30 protein-coding genes are annotated in these 25,169 nt (G+C 31.1%); 24 read left to right on the top strand and 6 right to left on the bottom strand.

All coding sequences use genetic code 11. The annotated features are described in order from the left end of the window. Positions 1-16: 16 nt before the first annotated feature. The 13 genes from ACTT9L_RS03580 to ACTT9L_RS03520 are packed head-to-tail and all read left to right on the top strand — an operon-like array spanning position 17 to position 12,203. A complete protein-coding gene (locus tag ACTT9L_RS03580; RefSeq protein ID WP_440927974.1) occupies positions 17-1,252 on the top strand; it encodes a M24 family metallopeptidase in 1,236 nt (411 codons plus the stop codon). Then, positions 1,252-1,662: an adenylyl-sulfate kinase gene (locus ACTT9L_RS03575; protein WP_440927973.1), complete on the top strand. Its 411-nt coding sequence runs from the start codon at positions 1,252-1,254 to the stop codon at positions 1,660-1,662. Before ACTT9L_RS03580 ends, ACTT9L_RS03575 begins: the two co-directional genes overlap by 1 nt. Next, entirely contained in the window at positions 1,659-2,033 is a 375-nt protein-coding gene (locus ACTT9L_RS03570; RefSeq protein ID WP_075504706.1) for a cytidyltransferase, read from the top strand. Before ACTT9L_RS03575 ends, ACTT9L_RS03570 begins: the two co-directional genes overlap by 4 nt. Positions 2,034-2,039: 6 nt before the next feature. After that, a complete protein-coding gene (locus ACTT9L_RS03565; RefSeq protein ID WP_440927972.1) occupies positions 2,040-2,891 on the top strand; it encodes a HalD/BesD family halogenase in 852 nt (283 codons plus the stop codon). Continuing rightward, positions 2,892-3,671, top strand: coding sequence for an enoyl-CoA hydratase (locus tag ACTT9L_RS03560; RefSeq protein WP_440927971.1), 780 nt, complete (start codon positions 2,892-2,894; stop codon positions 3,669-3,671). Next, complete coding sequence (locus ACTT9L_RS03555) at positions 3,671-3,853, top strand: hypothetical protein (protein ID WP_440927970.1); 183 nt, start codon at positions 3,671-3,673, stop codon at positions 3,851-3,853. Before ACTT9L_RS03560 ends, ACTT9L_RS03555 begins: the two co-directional genes overlap by 1 nt. Continuing rightward, positions 3,853-4,287: a CoA-binding protein gene (locus ACTT9L_RS03550; protein ID WP_440927969.1), complete on the top strand. Its 435-nt coding sequence runs from the start codon at positions 3,853-3,855 to the stop codon at positions 4,285-4,287. Before ACTT9L_RS03555 ends, ACTT9L_RS03550 begins: the two co-directional genes overlap by 1 nt. Next, positions 4,287-5,897, top strand: a complete 1,611-nt coding sequence (locus tag ACTT9L_RS03545) for a hypothetical protein (protein ID WP_440927968.1) — start codon at positions 4,287-4,289, stop codon at positions 5,895-5,897. Before ACTT9L_RS03550 ends, ACTT9L_RS03545 begins: the two co-directional genes overlap by 1 nt. 11 nt (positions 5,898-5,908) lie before the next feature. Beyond that, positions 5,909-6,370 (top strand): hypothetical protein, encoded by a 462-nt coding sequence (locus ACTT9L_RS03540; RefSeq protein ID WP_440927967.1) that lies wholly within the window; start codon positions 5,909-5,911, stop codon positions 6,368-6,370. Positions 6,371-6,425: 55 nt separating this feature from the next. Then, on the top strand, positions 6,426-8,858 hold the full coding sequence (locus tag ACTT9L_RS03535) for a GcvT family protein (protein ID WP_440927966.1): 2,433 nt from the start codon (positions 6,426-6,428) through the stop codon (positions 8,856-8,858). Then, entirely contained in the window at positions 8,858-9,607 is a 750-nt protein-coding gene (locus ACTT9L_RS03530; protein ID WP_440927965.1) for an electron transfer flavoprotein subunit beta/FixA family protein, read from the top strand. The genes ACTT9L_RS03535 and ACTT9L_RS03530 overlap by 1 nt, the downstream gene beginning before the upstream one ends. Next, on the top strand, positions 9,607-10,560 hold the full coding sequence (locus ACTT9L_RS03525; protein WP_440927964.1) for an electron transfer flavoprotein subunit alpha/FixB family protein: 954 nt from the start codon (positions 9,607-9,609) through the stop codon (positions 10,558-10,560). Before ACTT9L_RS03530 ends, ACTT9L_RS03525 begins: the two co-directional genes overlap by 1 nt. Before the next feature lie 23 nt (positions 10,561-10,583). Beyond that, positions 10,584-12,203: an electron transfer flavoprotein-ubiquinone oxidoreductase gene (locus ACTT9L_RS03520; protein WP_440927963.1), complete on the top strand. Its 1,620-nt coding sequence runs from the start codon at positions 10,584-10,586 to the stop codon at positions 12,201-12,203. 1 nt (position 12,204) lies between these two features. On the opposite strand, the gene ACTT9L_RS03515 is transcribed toward ACTT9L_RS03520, so the two are convergent. Further along, positions 12,205-12,579, bottom strand: coding sequence for a DUF2237 family protein (locus ACTT9L_RS03515; protein WP_440927962.1), 375 nt, complete (start codon positions 12,577-12,579; stop codon positions 12,205-12,207). Next, positions 12,580-13,047, bottom strand: a complete 468-nt coding sequence (hisI, locus tag ACTT9L_RS03510) for a phosphoribosyl-AMP cyclohydrolase (RefSeq protein WP_440927961.1) — start codon at positions 13,045-13,047, stop codon at positions 12,580-12,582. 77 nt (positions 13,048-13,124) lie between these two features. Here hisI and folE point away from each other — a divergent pair, with 77 nt between their 5' ends. The 9 genes from folE to ACTT9L_RS03465 all read left to right on the top strand — a co-directional run bounded on the left by folE (position 13,125) and on the right by ACTT9L_RS03465 (position 20,756). Then, positions 13,125-13,745, top strand: a complete 621-nt coding sequence (folE, locus tag ACTT9L_RS03505) for a GTP cyclohydrolase I FolE (RefSeq protein ID WP_440927960.1) — start codon at positions 13,125-13,127, stop codon at positions 13,743-13,745. A 1-nt stretch (position 13,746) separates the two neighbouring features. Then, complete coding sequence (locus tag ACTT9L_RS03500) at positions 13,747-14,748, top strand: MDR family oxidoreductase (protein WP_440927959.1); 1,002 nt, start codon at positions 13,747-13,749, stop codon at positions 14,746-14,748. Then, positions 14,748-15,635, top strand: coding sequence for a LysR family transcriptional regulator (locus ACTT9L_RS03495; protein WP_440927958.1), 888 nt, complete (start codon positions 14,748-14,750; stop codon positions 15,633-15,635). Before ACTT9L_RS03500 ends, ACTT9L_RS03495 begins: the two co-directional genes overlap by 1 nt. Positions 15,636-15,758: 123 nt before the next feature. Beyond that, complete coding sequence (locus ACTT9L_RS03490) at positions 15,759-16,787, top strand: extracellular solute-binding protein (RefSeq protein ID WP_440927957.1); 1,029 nt, start codon at positions 15,759-15,761, stop codon at positions 16,785-16,787. A 7-nt stretch (positions 16,788-16,794) separates the two neighbouring features. Next, positions 16,795-16,989 carry a hypothetical protein gene (locus tag ACTT9L_RS03485; RefSeq protein ID WP_440927956.1) on the top strand — a complete coding sequence of 65 codons (195 nt, stop codon included), beginning with the start codon at positions 16,795-16,797 and terminating at the stop codon, positions 16,987-16,989. 74 nt (positions 16,990-17,063) lie between these two features. After that, positions 17,064-18,692, top strand: coding sequence for an ABC transporter permease (locus ACTT9L_RS03480; protein WP_440927955.1), 1,629 nt, complete (start codon positions 17,064-17,066; stop codon positions 18,690-18,692). Then, the gene (locus ACTT9L_RS03475) at positions 18,682-19,743 is read left to right on the top strand and encodes an ABC transporter ATP-binding protein (protein ID WP_440927954.1); all 1,062 of its coding nucleotides are present in this window, start codon (positions 18,682-18,684) and stop codon (positions 19,741-19,743) included. The genes ACTT9L_RS03480 and ACTT9L_RS03475 overlap by 11 nt, the downstream gene beginning before the upstream one ends. A gap of 12 nt (positions 19,744-19,755) precedes the next feature. Continuing rightward, entirely contained in the window at positions 19,756-20,442 is a 687-nt protein-coding gene (locus ACTT9L_RS03470) for an AzlC family ABC transporter permease (RefSeq protein ID WP_440927953.1), read from the top strand. Continuing rightward, a complete protein-coding gene (locus ACTT9L_RS03465) occupies positions 20,439-20,756 on the top strand; it encodes an AzlD domain-containing protein (protein WP_440927952.1) in 318 nt (105 codons plus the stop codon). The genes ACTT9L_RS03470 and ACTT9L_RS03465 overlap by 4 nt, the downstream gene beginning before the upstream one ends. Positions 20,757-20,997: 241 nt before the next feature. Here ACTT9L_RS03465 and ACTT9L_RS03460 read toward each other — a convergent pair whose 3' ends face one another. Then, complete coding sequence (locus ACTT9L_RS03460) at positions 20,998-21,681, bottom strand: MBL fold metallo-hydrolase (protein ID WP_440927951.1); 684 nt, start codon at positions 21,679-21,681, stop codon at positions 20,998-21,000. A gap of 22 nt (positions 21,682-21,703) precedes the next feature. Here ACTT9L_RS03460 and ACTT9L_RS03455 point away from each other — a divergent pair, with 22 nt between their 5' ends. Further along, positions 21,704-22,147: a DUF4396 domain-containing protein gene (locus ACTT9L_RS03455; RefSeq protein WP_440925072.1), complete on the top strand. Its 444-nt coding sequence runs from the start codon at positions 21,704-21,706 to the stop codon at positions 22,145-22,147. 1 nt (position 22,148) lies between these two features. Here ACTT9L_RS03455 and ACTT9L_RS03450 read toward each other — a convergent pair whose 3' ends face one another. Next, on the bottom strand, positions 22,149-22,676 hold the full coding sequence (locus ACTT9L_RS03450) for a cytochrome b (RefSeq protein ID WP_440927950.1): 528 nt from the start codon (positions 22,674-22,676) through the stop codon (positions 22,149-22,151). On the opposite strand from ACTT9L_RS03450, the gene ACTT9L_RS03445 reads away from it, so the two are divergent. Continuing rightward, entirely contained in the window at positions 22,671-23,138 is a 468-nt protein-coding gene (locus ACTT9L_RS03445; protein ID WP_440927949.1) for a c-type cytochrome, read from the top strand. The genes ACTT9L_RS03450 and ACTT9L_RS03445 overlap by 6 nt on opposite strands. 291 nt (positions 23,139-23,429) lie before the next feature. Here the strand turns inward: ACTT9L_RS03445 and ACTT9L_RS03440 are convergent, their stop codons facing one another. Continuing rightward, complete coding sequence (locus tag ACTT9L_RS03440; protein WP_440927948.1) at positions 23,430-24,287, bottom strand: NAD(P)-dependent oxidoreductase; 858 nt, start codon at positions 24,285-24,287, stop codon at positions 23,430-23,432. A gap of 14 nt (positions 24,288-24,301) precedes the next feature. After that, positions 24,302-25,168, bottom strand: coding sequence for a DMT family transporter (locus ACTT9L_RS03435; RefSeq protein ID WP_440927947.1), 867 nt, complete (start codon positions 25,166-25,168; stop codon positions 24,302-24,304). Between the last annotated feature and the right edge of the window lies 1 nt (position 25,169).

Raw genomic sequence — 25,169 nt, 5'->3', positions numbered from 1 at the left:
TATTATTTGCCAAACTATGAAATTTAAAAGAAAAATAGCTCCAGAGATAAAACCAAAACAAAGTTTTATATTAAAAAAAAGATTAAGAGAGGATCAAATTAATTTTGATAAACTAAGATCATATCGGTTAGATCGAGTAAAAAAAGAATTACAAAAAAATAATTTAGAAGCGTGTATTTTATTTGATCCGGTGAATGTTCGCTATGCTTTAGATACTTTAAACATGAGTGTCTATAATATGCATAATTTAACAAGATATTGTTTTGTTCCAGTTAATGGACCAAATATTCTTTATGAGTACTTCAATTGTGAAATTTTATCTAAACATTTAAATCTAATTGATGAAATAAGACCTGCAATCACGTGGGATTACTTCAGTAATGGAGATCAGGCAAATTTACAATTATTGAAATGGATAAATGAAGTTAAAGATTTATCCAAAAATTATTTTAAATCAAAAAAGATTGCAATTGACGTTTTAAATGGTCCTGCGGTTACAGCTTTAAATAAAGAGGGTATCGAAGTTGTAGATGCAAAGTTTATTTTAGAACAAGCAAGAGTAATTAAGTCACCTGATGAATTAACCTGTATGAAAGCAGCAATAGAAGTTGCAGAAAAAGGTGTATCAAAAATGAGATCAGATCTTAAGGCAGGTATGACTGAGGATGAATTGTGGTCAATTTTACATAAAACAAATATTGAAAATGGTGGTGAATGGATAGAGTGTAGAATTTTATCTTCAGGAGAAAGAACGAATCCATGGATGCAAGAGAGTAGCAATAAAGTTATGCAACAAGGAGAAATTGTTGCTTTCGACACAGATATGGTTGGCCCTTATGGATATTGTGCAGACATATCAAGAACCTTTGTTGTTGGAAATAAATTTAATGAAAATCAAAAAAAAATTTATGCAATGGCTAGAGATCAAATAGATCACAATTATAGACTTATAAAACCAGGGATGAGCTTCAAAGAATTTATAAATAAATCTTGGGTACTTCCAGAGGAGTATTATGGTAACAGATATTCTTGTATGGTTCATGGAATTGGATTGTGTGATGAGTGGCCTCAAATAAGATACCCAACAGACGGTGGTGAAGAGGGTGGAACTTTTGAAAAGAATATGACAATTACTCTTGAGAGCTATATTGGCAAAGTTGGGGACAAAGAAGGTGTCAAACTTGAACAACAATACTTAATTGGCGAAAATGGACTCGAATTGATGTCCCATCATCCATTAGAAGATATTTAATGAAAATTATTTTAGTAATGGGGTTACCAGGAGCTGGCAAAACAACTTTGGCAGACGAAATGGCACCCCTTTTAAAAGCAAAAAGATTAAACGCTGATGAAGTAAGAAAAGCTGCAAATGATTGGGATTTCTCTGAAGAAGGAAGAGTAAGACAAGCAAAAAGGATGGCTGAAGCAGCTTTGAAAATTAAAGCAGAAGGTCATTATGTAATTGCAGATTTCATTGCACCAACACCTAAAGCGAGAAGCTTGTTTCCATCAGATTTTAGAGTATGGGTCGACACAATTAAAGAAGGAAGATTTGAAGACACTAATCAAATGTTTGTTAATCCTAAGAATTTTGATTTTCATGTAACAACTCAGGATGCAAAATATTGGGCACCAAAAATAATAGAGGAGATAAAAAAATGACATATCAATGGGATAACAAAAAACCAACAGCACAAATGCTAGGAAGATGGCAACCTTTTCACGATGGACACTATACTTTGTTTAAAGAAATTATTAAAAAAACAGGACAAGTTTGTATTCAAATTAGAGATGTGCAAGGTGTAGATGATAATCCTTTTGATTTTGAAACGGTAAAAAAAAACATTGAAGACAGATTAAATCCTGAATTTGAAGGGCAATTTAAAATAATGTTAGTGCCTAATATTACAAATATTTGTTATGGTAGGGGAGTTGGATATAAGATTGAAGAAATAGTTTTAGACGAAGAAACTCAAAAAATATCGGCTACCAAGATAAGAGCAAAAATGAGAGAAGAGGGAAAGTTAAAATAAACTTAAATGAACGACAGACTAAAGACTATTGTAGATTTAGATAAATATCCAATACACGATTTAAATTCACCAATAATTAAAAATCTAATTAAAAATTGTAAAGAAGAACTTAATCAACATAGTTGTTCAACAATTCCAAATTTTATTCTACCCAAAGCACTCAATGTAATGAATCATGAGTTAGAGGAACAATTAGACGAAGTTTACATGTCTAAAGAAAGTATAAATGCATACTTATATGCAAAGGACGATCCTTCATTACCAAAAGATCATCCAAAAAGAACCTTTATGAATAGATATAATGGATACTTAAATTCAGATTGTTTCCCAAAAGATTCTGAGATGAAATATCTTTACGAAACTGAGGAACTTTTAAAATTTGTATCCGCATGTTTAGGCATTTCACCTATTTACAGATGGGCAGATCCTTTAGCATGTCATGCGTATAATGTTATGAAACCAGATGGAGTACTCCCATGGCATTTTGATAGTTGTGAATTTACACTTAGTTTAATGATACAAAAACCTGATAAGGGAGGTGTATTTGAATATTGTCCAAATATCAGAGGTCCTGGAAATGAAAATTTTGAGGAAGTTCAAAAAGTTATAGCAGGAGATAGAACTAGAGTAAGACAATTAAAGTTGGAACCAGGAGATTTACAAATATTTAAAGGTAGATTTACTTTGCATAGGGTAACAAAAGTTGAAGGCCAAAAATCAAGATATATGTGCATTCCAGCTTATGTTTTAGATCCATGGAGAGTTAACACTCCCGAGCACTCGAAAGCTATTTATGGTAAAGTTTTACCAATTCATATAGAAAGAAATCAGGCCAGATCCGATGGATTAACTGATTAAATGACTAGTAACATTAAAATTAAAAAAATTAATAATGAAGTTACATCAATTACTATTGATGAACCACAAACTTATAACTCTTTATCATTCAAAAATCTTTCAGATTTATTAAAAGCTTTGAAAAAATTAGATACTGATAAAAAAGTAAAAGTAATTATATTAGAGGGTGCAAGCAAAGGATTTAGTGCAGGACATAATTTAAAAGAGGTGAGAAGTTTAAAAAAGAGAAATAAATATTTAAAATTATTTAATCTTTGTTCAAAAGTAATGCTTCAGATAGTTGAAGGCAGAAAACCTGTAATTGCTAAAGTTCATGGAGCAGCATTTGCAGCTGGTTGTCAATTAGTTGCAAGTTGCGATTTAGCATACAGCACTAAAGATGCATTGTTCGCTACTCCTGGTGTAAACATTGGCTTGTTTTGCAGCACTCCTATGGTTGCTGTTAGTAGAAAAATAAATCGAAAACCAATGATGAAAATGTTGTTAACAGGAGAACCTATCAGCGCGAATTATGCTAAAGAGATAGGTTTAATTAATGATTATTTTTCAAAAACAATATTAAATAAAGAAGTAATCAAAGTAGCAAATAAAATTGCTTCTAAATCCAATCTAACAATAAAAATTGGAAAACAAGCTTTTTACAAACAATTAGAAATGCCTTTGAATAAAGCTTATGCTTATACAAGCAAAATGATGACGCTTAATATGATGGCAATGGATGCTAAAGAAGGAATTACTGCTTTTCTGGAAAAAAGAAAACCAAATTGGAAAAATAAATAGTGATAAAAAATATTTTAGTAGTAGTTTTTATTATTATTGGTGTATTAGTAATTTATAATTTTAAAGATCATAATCAAAAAAGAGCGATCGAGGCGTGTGTTGCTGGAAGTAAAACATTGGAAAAACCAATGACTGCTTCTGAAGCTAGAATATTTTGTGAGAAACAGATTAAAAATAATTAATGAGCGATATAAGAGAAATTCTTACAAAATATAAAACTATTGCCATGGTAGGAGTAAGCAATGATCCTACAAAAGCTTCAACTATTGTAATGAAATATATGCAGGAATATGGATATAAAGTTTATCCAGTTAACCCTAGAGCCGAAGGTCAAAAAATTTTAGGGCAAGAGGTTTTTGCTAAAATATCAGATATTAAAGATCAGATTGATATCGTTGATGTTTTTAGACCATCTAAAGAAGTCTATGCTATAGCGGAAGATACAGTTAAAATTGGGGCTAAAGTTTTATGGTTACAACTTGGTATACGAGACGAAAAGGCAAAAGATTTGATGGAAAAAAATGATATTAAGTATGTTGAAAACAAATGTACTAAAATGGAATATCAAAAGTATTTTCTGAAAGTTAGACAGGCGTTTCCAGTTTTGAGTGACTAATGAACAAAGTAATTAAGTTTTTAGATAGTACTTTTTTAGACTTGGGTCGACAATTTAAGTGGACTTACTTACCACCATTAATGGTTTATATGGCTGCAGGTATATCTGGTTTAACGGGTATAGTTGGCACATTCTTTGTAAAAGATTATTTAAATCTTTCAGCAGCATTTCTTGCAGGATTAGGTTTTTGGGCAGGTATTCCTTGGGCTTTAAAAATGCCATTAGGTCATCTAGTAGATCTTATTTGGGAAAGAAAAAATTATATGGTCTACTTTGGAGCTTCATTAATAGCTCTTAGTTTACTGATTATGTACGGGTTAATTATTCATACTGAAGATATGTCCCAGATATTTTCGGTAGAGACGTGGTTTGTAATAAGTGTAATTTTAGCTCCCGTTGGCTATGTGGTTCAGGACGTGGTCGCTGATGCTATGACTGTAGAGGCTGTTCCTTTAGTTGACGAGATAGGAAATGATTATTCCAAGGATCAAATAAAAGTCATGCACACAACTATGCAAACTCTTGGAAGGTTTGCGATTATTGGTGGTACAGTCCTTGTAGCATTGGTAAATGTAATTTTGTTCAGAGACGTAGAGAGTTTAGAACAGACTGAAAAGATAAATTTATATGGAACTATTTATATCTACGCACTGATAATACCTTTAGTTTCTATATTAGGTGTAATTTTAGCAAATTATTTAAGACATAAAAAAATACGAACTTTAAAATCTAAAGGCTTTGAATTTAAAGAGGAAAGAGGTAGCGAGAAAACAAAAATAAACTGGTGGATATTAGGAGGGAGTTTAGTTTTCGTTATTTTCACATTGTCCGTTGGTTCCTTTAAGGTACCTTTTGCACAAGAAATTGTATTTATAGGTTCAGTAATAATTATTTTGTTTTTAATGTTTAAGCTTATTAAAGAATTACCTCAAGAATTAAGATTAACTATTGTAGGCACAGCAGTTATTATTTTTATATTTAGAGCAATGCCTGGACCTGGACCAGGATTAACATGGTTTGAAATTGATGAACTAGGATTTAATGAGCAATTTTTTTCTATATTATCATTACTTGCATCAATTTTAACATTAGCAGGTATTGTACTATTAAGACCTTTCATGGCAAATAACTCAATTGCTAAAATAATTGTTGTTTTAAGTATTGCAGGAGCAATTTTGTTTTTACCAAGTGTTGGAATGTATTATGGTTTTCATAATTGGACAGCTTCATTAACAGGTGGAGTAGTTGATGCTAAGTTTATCGCATTAATAAACACGGCTCTCGAATCTCCTTTGGGACAAGTCTCAATGATTCCTCTTTTGGCATGGATAGCTAAAAATGCTCCAGCACATTTAAAGGCAACTTTTTTTGCAGTTTTTGCATCCTTTACAAATCTTGCGTTATCAGCAAGCGCACTGGGAACTAAGTATTTAAACGAAATTTTTACGGTTACAAGAGAAGTAAAAGATAAAGTTTCAGGTGAAATTCAAACTACAGCAGATTATTCTGAACTTGGGATTTTATTAATTGTTGTGACACTTTTGACATTAATTCTTCCAATATTATTTGTAATTATTATCAATAATAGTAAATACAAAACATCAGAGTAATTATTTTTAAAATGAAAACTGTCTTTAAAGTATTAATTTTTTTATTTATATTTTCGACTTTTTCAAACGCCGAATTATTAAATCCAAATAGCAACATTAAACCAAAAGAAGTTATAGAGATACAACTAACTGGACTTCAAAAAAATGACTCAAAATTCAAAGATAGTGGAATTGAACAAACATGGAATTTTGCTCACCCAAACAACAAGAGAGTAACGGGGCCATTAAGCAATTTTAAGATGATGTTAAAAAGTGACTCTTACGGGATGATGATTAATCACCTAAGTCATACAATTACTGAGCTTGGAAGTAGTGACAAATGGGCACAATTTGAAGTAATCATTCTTGATAAAAACAAGATTTATCATAAATTTAATTGGCAAGTTGAAAAGTATACTTTGGATGGAAGTTTAAAAGATTGTTGGTTAACTACAATGGTATCTAGTCCGATCCCTCTTGGAAGCTCAATTTGATTTTCAACATACATTTTTGTTTCGTAATATTTAAAAATTTAGTAGGAATCTCTGAATGAAAACAAAAACTAAAGTTGTAGTAGTTGGTGGAGGAGTTGTAGGAGTTAGCGCTCTTTATCATTTAGCAAAAAAAGGTTGGTCCGATGTAGTTCTTGTTGAAAGAAAAGAGTTAACCTCAGGATCTACTTGGCACGCCGCAGGATTATTACCTTTATTCAATATGAGTTATTCTGTGGGACAACTTCATAAGTATGCAGTTAATCTTTACAAAACACTTGAGGAAGAAACTGGGAAAAATGTTGGCTTTAGTGTTGTTTCAAATATTCGTTTAGCAAGTACAAAAGATAGAATGGATGAATACCATCAATATGCAGGTGTAGCTCGAACTATTGGAGTAGATGTTAAATTTTTGAAACCAGAGCAAGTAAAAGAAATTTGGCCATTATGCAATACCGATGATTTAGTTGGCGCAATACAACACCCTGAAGATGGATATATCCAACCAGCAGATTTAACACAAGCATTAGCAACAGGTGCAAGAAACAGAGGAGCTGAAATTTATAGAAATACAACTGTCCTATCAATGAGACAAATTAAAGATGGATGGGTTGTAGAAACAGACAAAGGATCAATAGAGTGCGAACACGTTATTTCATGTTCAGGAAATTTTGCACGGCAAACTGGTGAAATGGTAGGATTAGATATTCCAGTAATACCTGTTGAACATCAATACATTGTTACAGAACCGCATCCAGCAATTCAAAAAAGAAAAAAAGATGGATTACCAGAAATGGGTGTCTTAAGAGATAGTGATAGTAGATGGTATATGAGGGAAGAAGCTGGAGGATTAATTTTAGGTCCTTATGAAGATGGTGCACCGGCTTGTTATGTAGAAGGGCCATCAAAAAATTCTGAATATGAATTATTTCAAGAAGACTTAGACAGATTAGCTCCACATATTGAAGGAGCAATTCATAGAGTCCCTGCATTTGGAGAAGTTGGAGTGAAGAAAGTTTATAACGGTGCAATATGTTATACTCCCGATGGAAATCCAATTGTTGGACCTGCGTGGGGACTTAAAAATTTTTGGATTAATGAAGGACATAGTTTTGGAATAACTGCAGCAGGTGGTGCAGGTTGGCAACTAGCAGAGTGGATCGTTGATGGCGAACCTACAATTGACATGTTAGGAGTAGAACCAAGACGTTACGGTAACTATGCAACTAAATCTTATTTAAGAGCAAAAAATGAAGAAGCATATAGTCATGTCTTCATAATTCATTATCCAGATGAAGAAAGACCAGCAGCAAGACCTCTAAGAACAGCTCCCTGTTATGAACGAATGAAAAATTTAGGCGCTGTGTTTGGTCAGAAGTTTGGATGGGAAAGACCTAATTTTTTTGCAACAGATGGAATGGAACAAAAAGATGATTGGTCATTTAGAAGATCAAAATGGTTCGACGCAATTAAGAAAGAATGTCAAAATGTAAAAGAAAATGTAGGCCTTTTAGACATGACTGCATTTGCAAAATGTAGAATTAGGGGCCCGAAAGCTGAAGAATTTTTAGATTATTTGGTAGCTAATAAACTTCCAAAAAAAATTGGAAGGATAAATTTATGTCATGCTTTGAACACTAAAGGTGGAGTGCATTCAGAATTTACGATAATGAAAGAAGCAGAGAATAGTTACTATTTAGTTTCTGCTGGAGCAAATTTAAGATTAGATCATGACTGGATACAAAAATGGATGCCAGATGATGGATCAGTAATATTTGAAGATTTAACAAACAGCACAGGAGTTTTAGTTGTAGCAGGACCTAAAGCTAGACAATTAATGCATAAGGTTTCAACAGATGATTTCTCTAATGAGAATTTCAAATGGCTAACTGCTAAAAATGTAAATGTTGGATATGCTCCAGTAAATGCGATGAGAGTAAACTTTGTGGGTGAGCTTGGTTGGGAATTACATCACCCAATTGAATATCAAAATCATATTTTTGATAAATTAATGGAAGCAGGAAAAGATTTAGGAATCAAACCTTTTGGGATTAGGGCTATGAATAGTTTAAGAGTTGAAAAATCTTACAAACTAGTTGGTACAGAATTATCAATTGAATACTCACCATACGAGTCTGGTCTTGATAGATTTGTTCATCCAAATAAAGGAAATTTTATTGGTTTAGAGGCACTTAATAAATGGAGAGAAAAAGGTTTTGATAATAAATTGGTCACTTTAGAAGTTCATAATACTAAAGATGCAGATGTACTTGGAAATAACCCAATTTTTAAAGATGGAAAAGTTGTTGGGAGAGCAACGGGTGGTGAATTTGGATTTAGATTAGATAAATCAATAGCTCTTGCAATGGTTAAACCAAATTGTTCAAATGTGGGCGACAAATTACAAGTTGATATATTAGGTGAAATGTACGACGCTACCGTCCTAGATGAAAGTCCATACGACTCAGAAAATAATTTATTGAGAGCTTAATGAAAATTTTAGTAGCTGTAAAAAGGGTTATTGATTACAACGTTCAAATAAGAGTTAAAGAAGACGGAACGGGTGTAGTTACTGACAACGTTAAAATGTCAACCAATCCTCCTGATGATAATGCAATAGAAGAGGCTGTAAAAATAAAAGAGGCAGGCAAAGCTACAGAAGTAGTTGCAGTGACTGTCGGTGAAGAAAAAGCTCAAGAAACTGTTAGGAAAGCTTTAGCGGTTGGTGCGGACAGAGGTATTCATGTGAAAGTTGATGGAATTTTAGAACCACTCGCTGTTTCAAAAATTTTACAAAAAATAGTAGATAAAGAAAAACCAGATTTAGTATTTATGGGCAAACAAGCAATAGACGATGATTGTAATCAAACAGGCCAAATGTTGAGTGCTTTATTAAATTGGCCACAAGCAACATTTGCTTCAAAGATAGATATTAAAGATAATAAATTAGAAGTAACTAGAGAAATAGACGAAGGTCTTGAAACAATTGAAATAAATGTTCCAGCTATTGTAACTTGTGATCTTAGGCTGAATGAACCAAGATACGCATCACTCCCAAATATAATGAAAGCTAAGAAAAAACCTATAGAGGAAATTGCTGCTTCTGATTTAGGTGTAGATGTGTCACCAAGATTAGAACAATTAAAAGTAGAGGAACCTCCAAAAAGAAAAGCAGGTATAAAAGTAGCAAATGTTGCTGAATTGGTTCAAAAATTAAAAAATGAGGCGAAGGTAATTTAATGGCTGTTTTACTTATAGCAGAGCACAATAATAAAGAGTTAAGACAGTTTACTCTTAATGCAGCTACAGCAGCATCTCAAATTGATTCAGATGTTCATGCTGTAGTTATTGGTCAAAACTCCACAGATGCTGCAAAACAATTATCTGAACTTCCGGTAATTAAAAAAGTATTAAGCGTGGAAGCAGCCCACTATGAAAACTTCACAGCAGAAAATTTTGCTCCGGTGATTGTTAAACTTGCAGAGAATTATTCTCACATTGTTTGTTCAGCAAATACATTTGGAAAGAACTTGATGCCACGAATTGCTGCTCATCTTGATACATCACAAGTAAGTGACATAATTAAAGTAATATCATCAGATACTTTTTTAAGACCAATTTATGCAGGTAATGCTTTTGCAACAATTAAGAGTAATGATGCTAAAAAGTGCGTAACAATTAGACCTACTTCATTTGATCCATGTGAGAGCACAGGTGGGTCAGCTCCAATTGAAAAAGTAGATGCAAGTGAGGAGTTTTCAAATACAAAATTTATAAAAAGAGAGGAAATTAAATCTGATCGACCCGAGCTTGGAACAGCAAGAATTGTTGTATCAGGTGGTAGAGGAATGCAAAGTGGGGACAATTTTAAATTAATTACAGAAATTGCTGATAAATTAGGTGCAGCAATTGGCGCATCAAGAGCGGCAGTAGATGCTGGATACATAAGTAACGATCATCAAGTAGGTCAAACAGGAAAAGTGGTAGTGCCAGATCTATATATCGCTGTTGGAATTTCAGGTGCAATTCAGCATCTAGCTGGAATGAAGGAAAGTAAAGTTATTGTTGCAATTAATAAAGACGGTGAAGCACCAATTTTTAGTGTTGCAGATTATGGTCTTGAAGCAGATTTATTTGAGGCAATACCTCAGTTCATGGAAGAACTGAACAAATTAAACACTATACAAAAATAATCCTTACAGTTAAAAACTAGGTAATGTCTAGAGAATCAATGGAATACGATGTTGTAATCATTGGTGGAGGTCCATCAGGGTTATCAACTGCAATAAAGTTAAAACAATTAGATCCAAATCTAAATGTCTGTTTATTAGAAAAAGCATCAGAAATTGGAGCCCATATTTTAAGTGGAAATGTATTTGAAACACGTGCTCTAGATGAATTATTACCAAATTGGAGAGAGTTAAATTCTCCCATCAACACAAAAGTAACTAAAGAAAAATTTTTATTTTTAGGAAAAACCAAATCTTTAAGTTGGCCAACTTGGCTACTACCTGCTGTACAACAAAATCATAAAAATTATATTATTAGTCTTGCAAATTTATGTAGATGGCTTGCTGAACAAGCTGAAAATTTAGGTGTGGAAATCTTTCCAGGATTTCCTGCAAGTGAAATTTTATTTAAAGAGGATGGATCTGTTAAAGGTGTTGCAACTCAAGATATGGGCATAGACAAAGATGGTAATAAAAAAGATAGTTTTGAACCTGGTATTGAACTTTTAGGTAAAGTAACTGTTTTTGCAGAGGGTTGCAGAGGTCATTTAGGAAAACAACTCATTGAAAAATTTGAATTAAACAAAGGTAAAGATCCTCAACAATATGGAATTGGTTTTAAAGAAATTTGGGAAATAGAGGATAAAAATCATGAAGAAGGCCTAGTTATGCATACAGCTGGATGGCCATTAGATAACAATACATATGGTGGTAGTTTTATGTATCATGCAGAAAATAAACAAGTTTTTCTGGGCTATGTAATTGGTCTAGATTACAAAAATCCACATTTATCACCTTATGATGAATTTCAGAGGTTTAAAACACATCCAGCAATTAAAAAAATTATAGAAGGTGGAAAAAGAATATCTTACGGTGCAAGAGCTTTAATTGAAGGTGGATTTCAAAGTTTGCCAAAAATGTTTATGCCCGGAGCTTTATTAGTTGGTTGTGATGCTGGAACTTTAAATATGCCAAAAATTAAAGGCTCTCATACAGCTATGAAAAGTGGAATTATTGCAGCCGAAACTATTAATGAACACTTAAAAGAAAACAAAGATTTATCTATTTATGAAGATAAATTTAAAAATAGCTGGTTACATAAAGAGCTTTATGAAGCTCGGAATGTGAAACCTAGTTTTAGCTGGGGATTAATTTTAGGAATAATTTTCACAGGTATCGATCAGATTTTATTTAGAGGAAAACTTCCCTTTACACTAAAACATAAACATGCTGATCATGAAACATTAAAACCTGCAAATCAAATGCCAAAAATAGATTATCCAAAATATGATAATGTAATAACTTTTGATAAAACAAGTTCAGTGTATCTAACAGGAACTAATCATACAGACAATCAACCAGTTCATCTAAAGCTTAAAGATCCTGATTTACCAATAAAGTATACTTTGGAAAAATTTGATGAGCCTGCTCAAAGATATTGTCCTGCAGGTGTGTATGAAGTTCAAAAAGAAAATGATTTAAATAAATTTGTGATCAATTCTCAAAATTGTATTCATTGTAAAACTTGCGATATTAAAGAACCATCTCAAAATATTACTTGGGTTACTCCAGAGGGTAGCGGTGGCCCAAGATATGGAAATATGTAAATTAGGACAAATCTATTGCAAACTTTTTTAAAGTTTCAATAGGTACATATTTAAGAGTGTTTTCGTGAGTTTTTTTCAAAAATATTGGACATCCTTTACCGGCTTCAACTGCTCTTGCATACCAACTAGCACATAAACACCATCCATCTCCATCTTTTAAACCTGGAAACCCAAATTCAGGATGTGGAGTAATCAAATCGTTACCTGCTTCTTTCATCCATTCTAAGCATTCGGTAGTAACTTTAGCGCAAACTGTATGAATCCCATGATCATTCTCGTCAGTATTACAACAACCATCGCGAAACCATCCTGTTAAAGGATCATTTGAACATTCCTCCAAGTCTTCACCAAGGACATTTTTTTGTTTTTTACTCATTTAAATTTTAGTTGGGTTTGGTTGTCCTTTATAAACTTCTTCTGGATCAAATTTTTTTTCTTTTTCAAGAAATTCCATTTCAACTTTTCTTCCATTCTCAATTGGCCCCATTGGAATTGATCTGTAAAAACATGATCTATATCCTACATGACAGCTAGCCCCATCACCTATATCAACTGTTAACCATATAGAATCTTGATCATCATCAATTCGAATTTCTGTTACTTTTTGGGTAAACCCACTTGTTTTACCTTTATGCCAAATAGCTTTTCTAGATCTGCTATAATAATGTGCTTCTTTAGTTTCAATTGTCTTTTTTAGAGCTTCTACATTCATGTATCCATGCATTAAAATATCTTTTGTTTTTGAGCACATGGTAATCACAGGAATCAATCCATCATTATCAAATTTGGGCGAAAGAAGACTTCCTTCTTCAATATCATGAATATTTTCTCTTTTTTTGAACATACGGGGTGATTATTTAGCACATATCTAAATATATTAAATATTTTTAATTTGAGGTATTTACTGTATAAAAAGGCGCTATGAAATTAGTAAAAAACACAGACACCAGTAATTTAGAAGCAAAAAAGGTTTCAGATAAAGAAGCTGAAGAAGCCATCAGAACAATTTTGACATGGATGGGAGAAGACCCAAAAAGAGAAGGATTGCTTGAAACCCCTAAAAGAGTTGTAAAAGCATTTAAAGAATATTTTCAAGGCTATAACGAGGATGCAAAAAAAGTATTAGATAAAACTTTTGGTGATGTGGAAGGTTATAGCGATATGGTGGTTCAAAAAAATATTTCAGTACAAAGTCATTGTGAACATCATATGGCTCCAATTATTGGAAAAGCACATGTTGCTTATATACCAAATGAGAGAGTTGTTGGATTGAGTAAAATTGCGAGAGTAGTTGAAATATTTTCAAAAAGATTACAAACACAAGAGAGATTAACAGTTCAGATAGCAAACAGCTTAATGGAAGCATTAGATGCAAAAGGTGTAGCTGTTACAATAGATTCAACTCATCAGTGTATGACTATGAGGGGTATAAAAAAAGAACAAGCAACAACTGTAACTAATTTTTACTTAGGTCAATTCAAAGAAGATCTAAGTTATCAAAATAGATATTTACGATTTATCAGCACTGAGTTAAAAGATTAGTGTGTCCGACCAATTTAAAGCACTAATTCTTAATCAAGAAGGCGAAAACTTCTCACGTGAAGTTAAATCAATTGATAAAAGTTTTTTGAAGCATGGTGATGTAACTGTCCAAGTAGATTATTCTGATCTTAATTTTAAAGATGGAATGATTTTAAAAAATGGTGGACGATTAGTAAAAGAATTTCCGCATATTCCAGGAATAGATTTTTCAGGAAAAGTAATTGAAAGTGAAAATTCAAAATTTAAAGAAGGAGATGAGGTAATTTTAACTGGATTTAGAGTTGGAGAAATATTCTTTGGTGGATATTCACAAATTGCAAAAGTAAATGCAGATTTTTTAGTTAAAAAACCTGATAGCTTAACAAGCAAACAAGCTATGATTTTAGGTACAGCAGGTTTTACTTCATTAATGAGTGCTTTTGCAATTCAAGCCAGGGAAAGTATTTTATTGGGTGAAAAAGTTAATGATGTTTTAGTTACAGGTGCAACTGGAGGAGTTGGTAGTGTAGCGATCATGGCATTAACCAAAATGGGATATAATGTTTCTGCTGTTACTGGAAAAGATTCAAAATCGGATTATTTAAAATCATTAGGTGCAAAAAACATTATAAATAGGGCAGAATTTGACAAAGATCCACGTCCAATAGACAAAGGTCTATGGGATGGAGTGGTAGATACAGTTGGTGGAAAAATTTTGGCAAATGCAATTGCTCAAACAAAATCAAATGGGATAATTTCAGTTTGCGGAAATGCAAACAGTAATGAACTTAATACAAATTTATTACCGTTTATGTTGAGAGGTATTAAAGTTTGGGGCATGGATTCTGCTAATTGTAGTATAAAAAGAAGAGGTTTCATTTGGGGAGAAGCAAAAAATTTAATTGATTTTGATTTATTAGAAAAATCGATTTTAACAGTAAGCTTGGAGGAATTGATTGAGACTTATCCTAAAATTTTAAAAGGTGAAATTTCTGGAAGAGTATTAGTTGATTTAAATAAATAATGGACTGGGATAAATTAAAAATTTTTCATGCTGTAGCAGAAGCTGGCAGCTTTACAAATGCTACTATTAATTTAAACCTAAGCCAATCTGCTATAAGTAGACAAATTCAATCTTTAGAACAAGATTTAAAAGTACAGTTGTTCGAAAGACATGCAAGAGGATTAACTCTTACAGAAAATGGAGAATATGTTTTTAAAACTGCTCATGAGGTAATCACAAAACTTAAAGAAGTTGAGACATCACTGGGTGATCAAAAAAGTAAACCTTCAGGAAAATTAACTATTACAACTGTGAGAAGTTTTGGTACTCACTGGTTAACACCGAGAATTCAAGAATTCATGAGGCTAAATCCAGAAATTGAGATTGAACTAGTTTTCGATGATAAAGAGTTAGATTTAAGTACTCGGCAAGCAGATATTGGAATTTTCATGAGAAGACCAAAACAACTTAATTATATTCAAAAAAAGTTGGTAGATATTAAATATTACATTTATGGCTCAAGTAAATACTTGGAAAAAAATGGGATGCCTAAAACAGTTAATGATTTAAATAAACACAAATTTATCTCATTTGGAAAAGGAGCACCTTCACCAGTCTATAACCCAGATTGGGCTTTAAAAATTGGAATGCATGATGGAAAGAAAAGAAAATCAATTATGAAAGTAAACAGTGTAAGCGGATTACTATATGGTGTTGAGTCTGGTGTAGGATTAGCTGCACTACCAGAATATTTGGTATCAAATTCTGCAAAAATAATCAAAGTCCTACCCAAAGTAGAGGGACCAATAACGGAGGCACACTTTGTTTACCCTCAATCACTCAAAAATACAGCTAGAGTTCAAGCTTTTAGAAATTTCTTATTCAGTAAAATCGGTGATTGGAAATAAAAATTCTCCTTTCAAATAATATAAAATAACCCTTGTAATCTGCGACAAAATATGCGATTGATAATCATTCGCATTGAGAATAATTCTCATTCGCAAACCAACTAGGGTAAAGATAAGGATAAAATGAAAAAAGTAACAATAATAAGTTTATTTGTTTCTTTAATAGTCTCATCTTTTGCTTTTGCAAATGAAGTAAATATCTTCAATGCAAGACATTACAAGGCAGATAATGAACTTTATAGCAAATTTACCAACAAAACTGGAATTAAAGTAAACCTGATTAATGGAAAGGCTGGTGCATTAGAAAAAAGAATGATTGAAGAAGGCACTGACTCTTCAGCTGATCTTTATATTACTGCTGACGCAGGTAGGTGTGGAGCATTTAAGGCTAAAGGAATGACACAAAGTGGTCTAGTGTCTCCAACAATTAAATCATCAGTTCCAAAAAGTTTTAGAACTACACACTGGGTTGGAGTAGCTAAAAGAGCTAGAATAATTTATTACTCACCAGAGAGAGTAACTGGAGCTGAATTATCAGGACTTACCTACGAAGGCTTAGCTGATCCAAAATGGAAAGGCAGATTAGTAATTAGAAAATCAAGTAACATTTACAATAAGTCACTTGTAGCTTCATTAATTGAAAATAATGGCAAGAAGTCCGCTGCAGAATGGTCTAAAGGAGTTGTTGCAAATATGGCAAGAACACCAAAAGGAAATGATAGAGCCCAAATTATGGCAGTTGCAGCCGGAGAAGCTGATATTGCTGTAGCTAATACATACTACTTAGCACTTATGTTATCTGGTAACAAAGGAGCAGAACAACAAGCTGCTGCAAAAAAAGTCAAAGCATTTTTTCCTAATCAAAATGACAGAGGAACACATATGAATATTAGTTGTGCAGCTTTAGTTAAAGGAGCACCTAATAAAGCAAATGCAATTGCACTTGTAGATTTCTTGTTATCACCAGAAGCTCAAGAACATTTTACAAACAATACTTTTGAGTTTCCAATGATAGCTGGTGTATCTCCAAATCCATTGGTAGTAAATAATTTAGGATTAGATTTTAAACAAGATCTAACAACTAAAGTTTCAAGCTACGGAAAAAATCAAGCAGCAGCATTAGAGGTAATGACAGCTGCTGGGTGGAAGTAAGGAAGAAGTGAAAAAAAATTTATTTGATTTTAATTTAAATATTTCTCAAAATAACAATAGTTCACTTGAAGGTCAGATAACTTGTGAACCGTGTTTGTCTGAGTGTGAAAAAATTAAAAAAAAAATAAATAATAGAAAATTATCAGAGATCAAAAATAATGATATTGATCGTGTCATTAATGTTTTTGGTTTAAAAGATTAATTTTCAAAAAGTGAACATAACTCAATAGTTATTTACCCTACTATTGATTATGTTCACTGAAACAAAAGGGTAAAATGTATTTTAATAAGATAAATATTTGGTTTTTGTTTTCTTTGTTGGTATCAATTTTTGTTGCTATACCAATCGTAACCGTATTTACAAGTTTTTTTGAGGATACATCGAATTATTATCAAATTCTAAAAGATACTTTTTTATTTGAATATATTTTTAATTCATTAATTTTGCTGGTTGGTGTCTTAGTTTTAACCTTTTTTATTGGAACTAGTACAGCTTATTTAGTCTCTTTTTATAAATTCCCTTTAAGTAATTTTTTTAAATGGGCTTTGATATTATCTTTTGCAGTACCTCCATACATTTATGCTTATTCTTTAACAGCTTTCTTTGAAAATTATGGAACTTTATATTCGATATTGAAAAATGTATTCGGAGAAGCAAATTATAACAAAAACATCCCAAAGTTTGATGGTTTAATAGGCGCTGTACTTTCGCTATCTTTTTCACTATTTGCTTATGTTTATATTCTCTCAAGAGCATCATTCCAGTATCAATCTCAAAATCTAATTGATTTAGGTAGAAATTTAGGATTTTCTAAAATGAAGTCCTTTTATTCTTTAATATTGCCAGCAGCCAGACCTGCAATCGTTGCAGGTCTTTCTTTGGTAGCGATGGAAACTTTAGCTGAATTTGGAGCTGTTGATTTCTTTTCTATAAATACCTTAACTACGGGTATTTACAATTCTTGGATCACTTTTGATGATTTAGCTTTCTCAAACAGAATATCTTTTTTTCTTCTTTTATTCATTTTTGCAGTATTCATTTTAGAAAATTTATCTAGAAAAAAGGCAAGGTACCATTCAAGTACAAAAGGTGGATTTAAACAAAAAGAAAAAATTCAACTTTCAGGGGCAAAAGCATTTTATGCATTTTCATTTTGTTTTGTTGTTTTCTTTTTAAGTTTTCTATTTCCACTAAGTCAAATGTTATATTGGACTTTAAAGTTTCCAGAAAATCTTTTTGATATACCGGTCATTACTTTGACATTAAATACACTTTACTTGGTGTTATTATCGAGTTTAGTTTTAATAACTTTTTCTTTAATTTCTAATTATGGAAATAGAGTTTCAAAAAATAAAACCTTAAATGCCTTGTCTACTTTATCTATCTCAGGTTATGCTATTCCAGGAGTAATCTTAGCTGTAGCTTTTATAACTTTTATAGCCTGGTTTGATGACAACGTAGTTAAAGCACTAGGCTTTTTATCTGTTAAAAAAATATTTATTGGTTCTATTCTTGGTTTAGTTCTTGTTTATTTTATTAGGTTCTATTCTTTAGCTTTTAATGGAATAAAATCTGGATACGAAAAAATAAATATTTCAGTTGATGAAAGTTCATACCTACTTGGTTATTCTAAAAAAAAGACATTCATGAATATTCATATACCTTTCTTAAGAAAATCTCTGTTATTTGTTGGAATTCTTATTTCTTTAGAAATAATAAGAGAACTACCGATCACTTTGATTTTAAGACCTTTTAATTTTGAAACATTCGCTACTACTGCATATATATCTGCCTCTGAAGACTTGCTAGAAGCTGCTGCCGTACCTTCATTATTTTTAATTCTTATTGCAAGTTTTTTTATAATGCTTACATCTAAATATATTTTGAGGGATAATGAGCAATAGCTATTTAGAGATAAAAAATGTTGATTTTACAATAAGTGGGAAGACTAAAGTCAAGAACGCATCTTTCGTAATTGAAAACGAGGGAGATACTTTATGTATTTTAGGCCCATCAGGAATTGGAAAGACAACAATACTAAGAACTATTGCCGGTTTAGAAAAAATTGAAAAAGGTACAATTAAACTAAACGGTAAAATATTATCTTCCAAAGACCAAAATGTAGAGCCTGAGGATCGAAATATATCCTTAGCTTTTCAAGATAACAGTTTGTTTCCACATTACACAGTTGAAAAAAATATTTTATTAGGTGCTGAAAGAAATCAGGAAAAAAGAAAAAAAAAACTCAGCTTTAAGGAGATAGTAGATTTTCTTCACATAGAACAAATTTTAACAAAATACCCACATGAAATTAGTGCTGGAGAAGCGCAAAGAGCTTCACTTGCTAGATCACTTTTAACACAACCTGATCTTTTGCTTTTAGATGAGCCATTATCAAACGTTGATCAAAGTTTTAAAGAGGAGATACAAGTAAAATTAAAAAAAATATTAAGTAAATTGAAGATTACAACAATAATAGTGACTCACGACTCTTACGAAGCTTTTTACCTTGGCCACAAATGTGCAATTGTATTAGATGGTCAAATTAAACAGTTTGATGATCCTTATAATGTTTATCATTTTCCAAACTCTGAAGAAGTAGTTAATTTTTTAAATAGAGGTATTTTAATTCCTGCAAAAGTTACAGGAGAAAATTCATTAGAAAACGAAGACCTAGGAACAATTAAAGGCAATTTCATTAAGCATTATCCAAAAGGATCAAGTGTAAAATTATTATTACAGCCAGAAGATCTTGAGCACGATGATAAAAGCAATCTAAAATTAGAGGTAGTTGATAGAAAATTTAGAGGTACCAACTTTATTTATACACTAAAAACTAGTAGCGATTTATTAATACCTGTATTTGTTCATTCTCATCATGAACATCAGCATGAAGCTGACGAAAAGTTTGGAATTAAAAGACCGATTCATATTGATCACATAGTTTGTTTTTAATAAAACAAGCAAATGCTTTCAAAAAAACAATTATTCACCAAAGGTATGCTGGATATTTCTCCACATATGCTTTCAGTGATTCCATTTGGAATAATCTGTGGGGCAATTGGAGTTGAACTTGGTTTTAATCCTTATTTAGTTTATGCAATGTCCTTCATTATTTTTGGAGGTGCTTCTCAAATAGTTTTTTTGCAGCTTTTATCAGGAGGTGCGTCTAGTTTAGTTGCTGTTACTTCTGTTGGAATTATTAATTCTCGACATTTGCTATATGGAGCTGTTTTATCTGAATATTTAGAAAAATTATCTTTTATTAAAAAAATATTAATTTCATATGTCGTGGTAGATCAAGGTTTTGCTGAGTCTAATAAATTTTTTAAAAAAAATAGAAATGAAGAATATTTGCACTATCATTTAATTGGTACAGGTTGCACAATGTGGGTTTGTTGGCAGGTAGCAACTCTTTCAGGAATAATCCTAGGATCGTTTGTTCCTGAAGAACTCGGATTAAAATTTGCAATACCATTAACTTTTATAGCTATTGTTGTTCAGGATTTAAAAAAATTAGATCATGTAATTGTTATGATTACCTGCGGTTTAAGTTCACTATTATTTTTTGATGCTCCATTTAAATCTTATATTATTATTTCACCACTAATTGCTTTATTTGTAGCTGCACTATTGTTGAGGTTAAAAAAATGACCCTTACCTCAATTATTTTTGCAGGAATATTAACTTACTTTACTAGAATGACTATGATCGCTTTAATTAGTAGAGATATGTTGGGAGATAAAATTAAAGCTGTGTTGGAATATGTTCCTTCAGCAGTGTTCCCAGCAATAATATTTCCAGGAATATTTATAAATGATTTTGGAACTTTTATAGAAATGAATGATCCTAAAATTTTTGGAGCATTAGTTGCAGTTATAGTGGGTTATTTTTCAAAAAATGTTATTGCGACTATATTCTCTGGTCTCTTGTCTTATTGGTTGATCATTTTTGTTTTTTTAGCTTAATCTATTTTTTCTTCATAGTGTAAACTTACTGAACAAAAATTATACTTTATGCATATCTGTTTTGATTAAATAGAATTATATAATTTTTGAGAAAGGTATAAGAAAAGATTAATTAATTTACATATCTCTTTAATTAATCCCTCTTGGGTTATTAACTTCTTATCCCTCTCTTAAAGAGGGGCATAAACATAACTCTCCTATTTTTTATGTAATATGCCCCTCATTTTAAAAAGAAATTGTATTATATTTTTCCAAGCTTTAGGTTTCTAGATATATTGTGATCTATCATTTTCGGTTTTGATAAATTTAAATTTGACATAATTTCAATGTACTGATCAACATTTTCTACTTGTAATCTTGGATTATGTTGTTTTTCCTTACCGATAGTACTAGATAGTTTTCCATTATAATCATGACCTGGATAAAGCACTGTATCATCAGGAAGTTTAAGCAATTTATTAAATAAAGAATTATAGGCATCTTTTGAACTACCATTTTGAAAATCTGTCCTACCTGTTCCATTAATCAAAAGGGTATCTCCAGAAAATAAATATTTATCCATCAAAAAACTGTAACTGTCTGAAGTATGACCCGGTGTATACATCGCTTTAATTGTTATTTGATCAATTTTAATTATTTCTTCATCTTTTACTTTGACTTCTACTGCATCAGCAGGTGTGTGCTCTCCCATGATTGTAGAGCAATTTGTAACTTTTTTTAATCTTGAAGCACCTGTTATGTGGTCTGCATGAATATGTGTATCAATTACTTTTACAAGTTTAAGATCTAATTCATTTAGTAAAGCTATATAGCTATCAACGTTTTCAATGACAGGATCAATAATTAAAGCTTCGCGACCTTTTGCCGATGCAATTAAATAAGTGTAAGTAGAAGATTTTTGATCAAATACTTGTTTAAAAATCATTATTCATTATTATCAAATTATCGTGAATACCTCTACTGCTACATTTAATTGGTCGTGTAAGCACACTTGGAAAAGAAGCGCAAAAAATACCGCTTGGTGTGTATTAGGTTGTGCTATAGGCGATTTTGGTACAATTTTATTTTTTCAATTAACTGAAATTCCTTTTCCAGTTTTAGGAATTATGATTTTAGCAATAATCAATGGATTGATCACAAGTATTATTTTAGAAACAATAATTTTAATGACACAAAATTTTAATTTTATTAATGCATTCAAAACTGCTTGTGGAATGAGTTTAATCTCAATGATTAGTATGGAAATCATGATGAATTTGACAGATTATGTTTTAACTGGTGGAGCTATATTAACTTGGTGGGTTGTACCAATAATGTTAATTGTAGGTTTTTTAACTCCTTGGCCTTACAATTATTGGAGATTAAAAAAATACGGAGTTGCTTGTCATTAATTTAAAGCATTCTTTTTAATAAATTATCTTTAAACAACAATCTATGAGCTATCACTGCTAACACATGAAGAGATATTAAAGCTACAATTGTATAATTTGAATATATATGAATATTATAAAACTGATCTGCTAATTCAAAGTTATCTTTAATTCTTATCTCTTTAAAAAAAATTACTAAAGTTTCTCCATTAAATAATTTTTTTAAAATACCTGAAATTGTGATTGACAAAATTGCCACATATAAAAGCACATGGTTTAATTTTGCTATAAATTTTTGTCCAACGAAAACGCTTGGATTAAGTTTGGGTTTAGGATTAAGTATGTTATTTAATAACCTTATAATTACTAAATAAAATATTGTTAAACCTATTAATACATGAATATTTTCAAAAGTTATTCTTTCGTCACCAAAATCCAAATCAACAAGATAAAAACCTAATGGAATTTGAATTAAAAGCAATATCGCACTAAGCCAATGTAACAGCTTTGAAATAATACCGTACTCTGTTAGGGTATTTGTAAGATGCATAAATTATTTAATCACATAACTTCATCTATTAAAATATTATTGTTATCAACTTTAACCGTGTTTTTAGTCTCAGCTAGTTATGCTGAACAAAGCGTTGAAGATATTATAAAGGGGAGAAAAGCATTATTTAGTAAGAATTATAGTACCGCTAAAAGAGTGCAAGCATATGCATCAAATGGAGATTTTGATGAGTCAATTGAATTAATGATAGAAATGAGTGAGAATTATAAAGTTTTGATTGATTTATTTCCTGAAAACACCAAGGAAGGATTTAAAACAGAAGCTTTACCAATTATTTGGGAAGAAAAAGATGCTTTTAATGCTCTTATGAAAAAAGCATCTGATGACATGGTTAAGCTTGCATCTGTAATTGAAGATAGCGATGATATTAGAGCTACATTAAAACAATTGATGTGGAGTAATTGTAAAGCTTGTCATAGCAATTACCGGATGCCTCATTAAAATTTATTTTAAGGGTTCGCTCTTTAAGCGAATACCTAAAGAGCTCCCTTTTTTTAAGCCTCTTTGGCATTTTAATCCAAACGGATTTTAATGTTATTAACTTTTTTGGTATTTAAAAGACTTCAGCTAAGTATCAGGCGGTGAAAGTATTAACATAAACCTCCTTCTAAAAAAAAGGTAATTATATTTAATCTAAATTCAATAAATTTATTTGAGTTTTTGTTAAATAAAATTCTTGAATACAACCTGATGCTTTAGTAGATTCCCGGTATCTTATTTATATACTTAAAATTATTTTTTATTAATCAATTCACTAATAAAATTTTCACCAAAACCTTCGTCAACCGCTTTTTGAAAATAATTTTTGTTAACTTCAGCAACTTTTTCTGCTTCAGGAAAATCTTTTAATAAGTCTTGAATATAAGTTAAATCTTTTACAGAATTACTGGCGGTAAACTTAAATCCGGTAAAATCTCCTTTTAATAAATTGTCAAAAACTCTATTTAAAGCCGCAGAATTACCAGAACCAAGCTTAGCAACATCAAAAACCTTTTTTAAATCTAAACCCATTTCTTTAGCACTTTTAGCTAAATGATTAACTAGTGCAGCATTTCCAAGGGATAAAAAATTATTTAAAAGTTTCGATTTTGCACCCATCCCGACAGTTCCAAAATGAAAATATTCTTTACAAAAAAACTTAAAATAGGGTTCAGCTATTTTAAAATTTTCATCTGATGCTCCTACTATTCCTCCTAAAACTCCTTCTTCAGCTTGAACAGGACCACCCATTACAGGACACTCAACATACTTAATATTATTTTTCTCAAATATAGCTTCAGTTTCGATAGAACCAGTTTTGTTATGAGTTGTGATATCAATAATTAAAGTTTTATTGTTTAAAATTGCTGAAATTTTTTCAGAAATTGTTTTTGCAATTGGGGTGTTTGTTACACACATAAACAAGGCATCGAGATTTTTATCTGAAAAATCCTCGAAAGATTTTACTTCTTCTGCACCATCGCCAATAATTTTTTCAATTGGTTTTCTGTTTTTATTTGCAATAACAAAAAGTTTATTTTTGTGTTTCAAAATATTTTTGGCTATTCCATAGCCCATATAACCAACACCAATAAATCCAATATTTTTCATATTTGTTTCAATAATTAACTTTTCTTTGTGCCTTCTGTTCTTATAAACATTATACCAAAAACAATAATTCCTACCACACCTACAATTTTGTTATAATCAAAGGGTACACCAAAAATTAAGAAGTTAATAATAGTTGACCAAACAAGTTGTGAATATTGAAAGTTTGTCACAAATGATAAATTAGACAGTTGAATTGCATAAATTATTAGAGAATGACTAACAAAGCCTGCTACTCCGAGTAATAATAAATAAAACCAAAAAATATTCTTTTCTAATGGAACCCAATTAAAAAAAATAAATATACTAAATATAATTGCACCTAAAATTGAGGTATAGAATATCGCAGCAAATGGGTCATTGTCACCTGATACAAGTTTAGTAAAAAATTGATAAAGAGCCCAACAAATTGGTGGAACTATTGGAAAAATTAAATCAATGCTAAATATTTTCATACTTGGTCCTAAGGAGTAAATAATTGAACCAAAGCTAAGTAACATTAAAAGTATACCCTTCGGTGTTAAAATATCTTTTAAAAAATATGCTGAAAGCAAAGAAACTATCAAAGGAGCGGTAAAGAAAACTACATATATGTCTACTAAGTCAAATTTTTGTAATGAATAAAACATAAATGACGTTGCTGTAACCATCAATATTGATCTTATTATTTGAACCTTAAAATTTTTTTTTAAATTTACTTTAGGTTTAAATATTAAAAAAAATATAACTAAAGAAACTAAGTGAAAAAAAAATCTACCCCAAATTGCTTGTGTAACTGGCATAACTGTACCAAGGTACTTTGCTGTAGAGTCCATACATACAAACATGAAAAAACCACCTGCTGCTAATAAAATTACATTAATTAATGATGTTTGCTGTGGCACT

Origin of the sequence: Candidatus Pelagibacter sp. (assembly GCF_052049675.1) — a bacterium.
In the GTDB taxonomy this organism is placed as follows: Bacteria; Pseudomonadota; Alphaproteobacteria; order Pelagibacterales; family Pelagibacteraceae; genus Pelagibacter.
Note: the sequence above shows the minus strand (reverse complement) of the source record. Positions and strands in the feature narration are given on the sequence as shown.

Bases quoted from the DNA above. Each gene is read 5' to 3' on its own strand.
- ACTT9L_RS03460 (WP_440927951.1), bottom strand. From the start codon at position 21,681: ATGATTTTTAAACAAGTATTTGATCAAAAATCTTCTACTTACACTTAT.
- ACTT9L_RS03480 (WP_440927955.1), top strand. From the start codon at position 17,064: ATGTATTTTAATAAGATAAATATTTGGTTTTTGTTTTCTTTGTTGGTA.
- ACTT9L_RS03520 (WP_440927963.1), top strand. From the start codon at position 10,584: ATGTCTAGAGAATCAATGGAATACGATGTTGTAATCATTGGTGGAGGT.
- ACTT9L_RS03470 (WP_440927953.1), top strand. From the start codon at position 19,756: ATGCTTTCAAAAAAACAATTATTCACCAAAGGTATGCTGGATATTTCT.
- ACTT9L_RS03550 (WP_440927969.1), top strand. From the start codon at position 3,853: ATGAGCGATATAAGAGAAATTCTTACAAAATATAAAACTATTGCCATG.
- ACTT9L_RS03495 (WP_440927958.1), top strand. From the start codon at position 14,748: ATGGACTGGGATAAATTAAAAATTTTTCATGCTGTAGCAGAAGCTGGC.
- ACTT9L_RS03445 (WP_440927949.1), top strand. From the start codon at position 22,671: ATGCATAAATTATTTAATCACATAACTTCATCTATTAAAATATTATTG.
- ACTT9L_RS03575 (WP_440927973.1), top strand. From the start codon at position 1,252: ATGAAAATTATTTTAGTAATGGGGTTACCAGGAGCTGGCAAAACAACT.
- ACTT9L_RS03465 (WP_440927952.1), top strand. From the start codon at position 20,439: ATGACCCTTACCTCAATTATTTTTGCAGGAATATTAACTTACTTTACT.
- ACTT9L_RS03515 (WP_440927962.1), bottom strand. From the start codon at position 12,579: ATGAGTAAAAAACAAAAAAATGTCCTTGGTGAAGACTTGGAGGAATGT.
- ACTT9L_RS03545 (WP_440927968.1), top strand. From the start codon at position 4,287: ATGAACAAAGTAATTAAGTTTTTAGATAGTACTTTTTTAGACTTGGGT.
- hisI (WP_440927961.1), bottom strand. From the start codon at position 13,047: ATGTTCAAAAAAAGAGAAAATATTCATGATATTGAAGAAGGAAGTCTT.
- ACTT9L_RS03525 (WP_440927964.1), top strand. From the start codon at position 9,607: ATGGCTGTTTTACTTATAGCAGAGCACAATAATAAAGAGTTAAGACAG.
- ACTT9L_RS03440 (WP_440927948.1), bottom strand. From the start codon at position 24,287: ATGAAAAATATTGGATTTATTGGTGTTGGTTATATGGGCTATGGAATA.
- ACTT9L_RS03570 (WP_075504706.1), top strand. From the start codon at position 1,659: ATGACATATCAATGGGATAACAAAAAACCAACAGCACAAATGCTAGGA.
- ACTT9L_RS03535 (WP_440927966.1), top strand. From the start codon at position 6,426: ATGAAAACAAAAACTAAAGTTGTAGTAGTTGGTGGAGGAGTTGTAGGA.
- folE (WP_440927960.1), top strand. From the start codon at position 13,125: ATGAAATTAGTAAAAAACACAGACACCAGTAATTTAGAAGCAAAAAAG.
- ACTT9L_RS03560 (WP_440927971.1), top strand. From the start codon at position 2,892: ATGACTAGTAACATTAAAATTAAAAAAATTAATAATGAAGTTACATCA.
- ACTT9L_RS03490 (WP_440927957.1), top strand. From the start codon at position 15,759: ATGAAAAAAGTAACAATAATAAGTTTATTTGTTTCTTTAATAGTCTCA.
- ACTT9L_RS03530 (WP_440927965.1), top strand. From the start codon at position 8,858: ATGAAAATTTTAGTAGCTGTAAAAAGGGTTATTGATTACAACGTTCAA.
- ACTT9L_RS03475 (WP_440927954.1), top strand. From the start codon at position 18,682: ATGAGCAATAGCTATTTAGAGATAAAAAATGTTGATTTTACAATAAGT.
- ACTT9L_RS03580 (WP_440927974.1), top strand. From the start codon at position 17: ATGAAATTTAAAAGAAAAATAGCTCCAGAGATAAAACCAAAACAAAGT.
- ACTT9L_RS03450 (WP_440927950.1), bottom strand. From the start codon at position 22,676: ATGCATCTTACAAATACCCTAACAGAGTACGGTATTATTTCAAAGCTG.
- ACTT9L_RS03540 (WP_440927967.1), top strand. From the start codon at position 5,909: ATGAAAACTGTCTTTAAAGTATTAATTTTTTTATTTATATTTTCGACT.
- ACTT9L_RS03565 (WP_440927972.1), top strand. From the start codon at position 2,040: ATGAACGACAGACTAAAGACTATTGTAGATTTAGATAAATATCCAATA.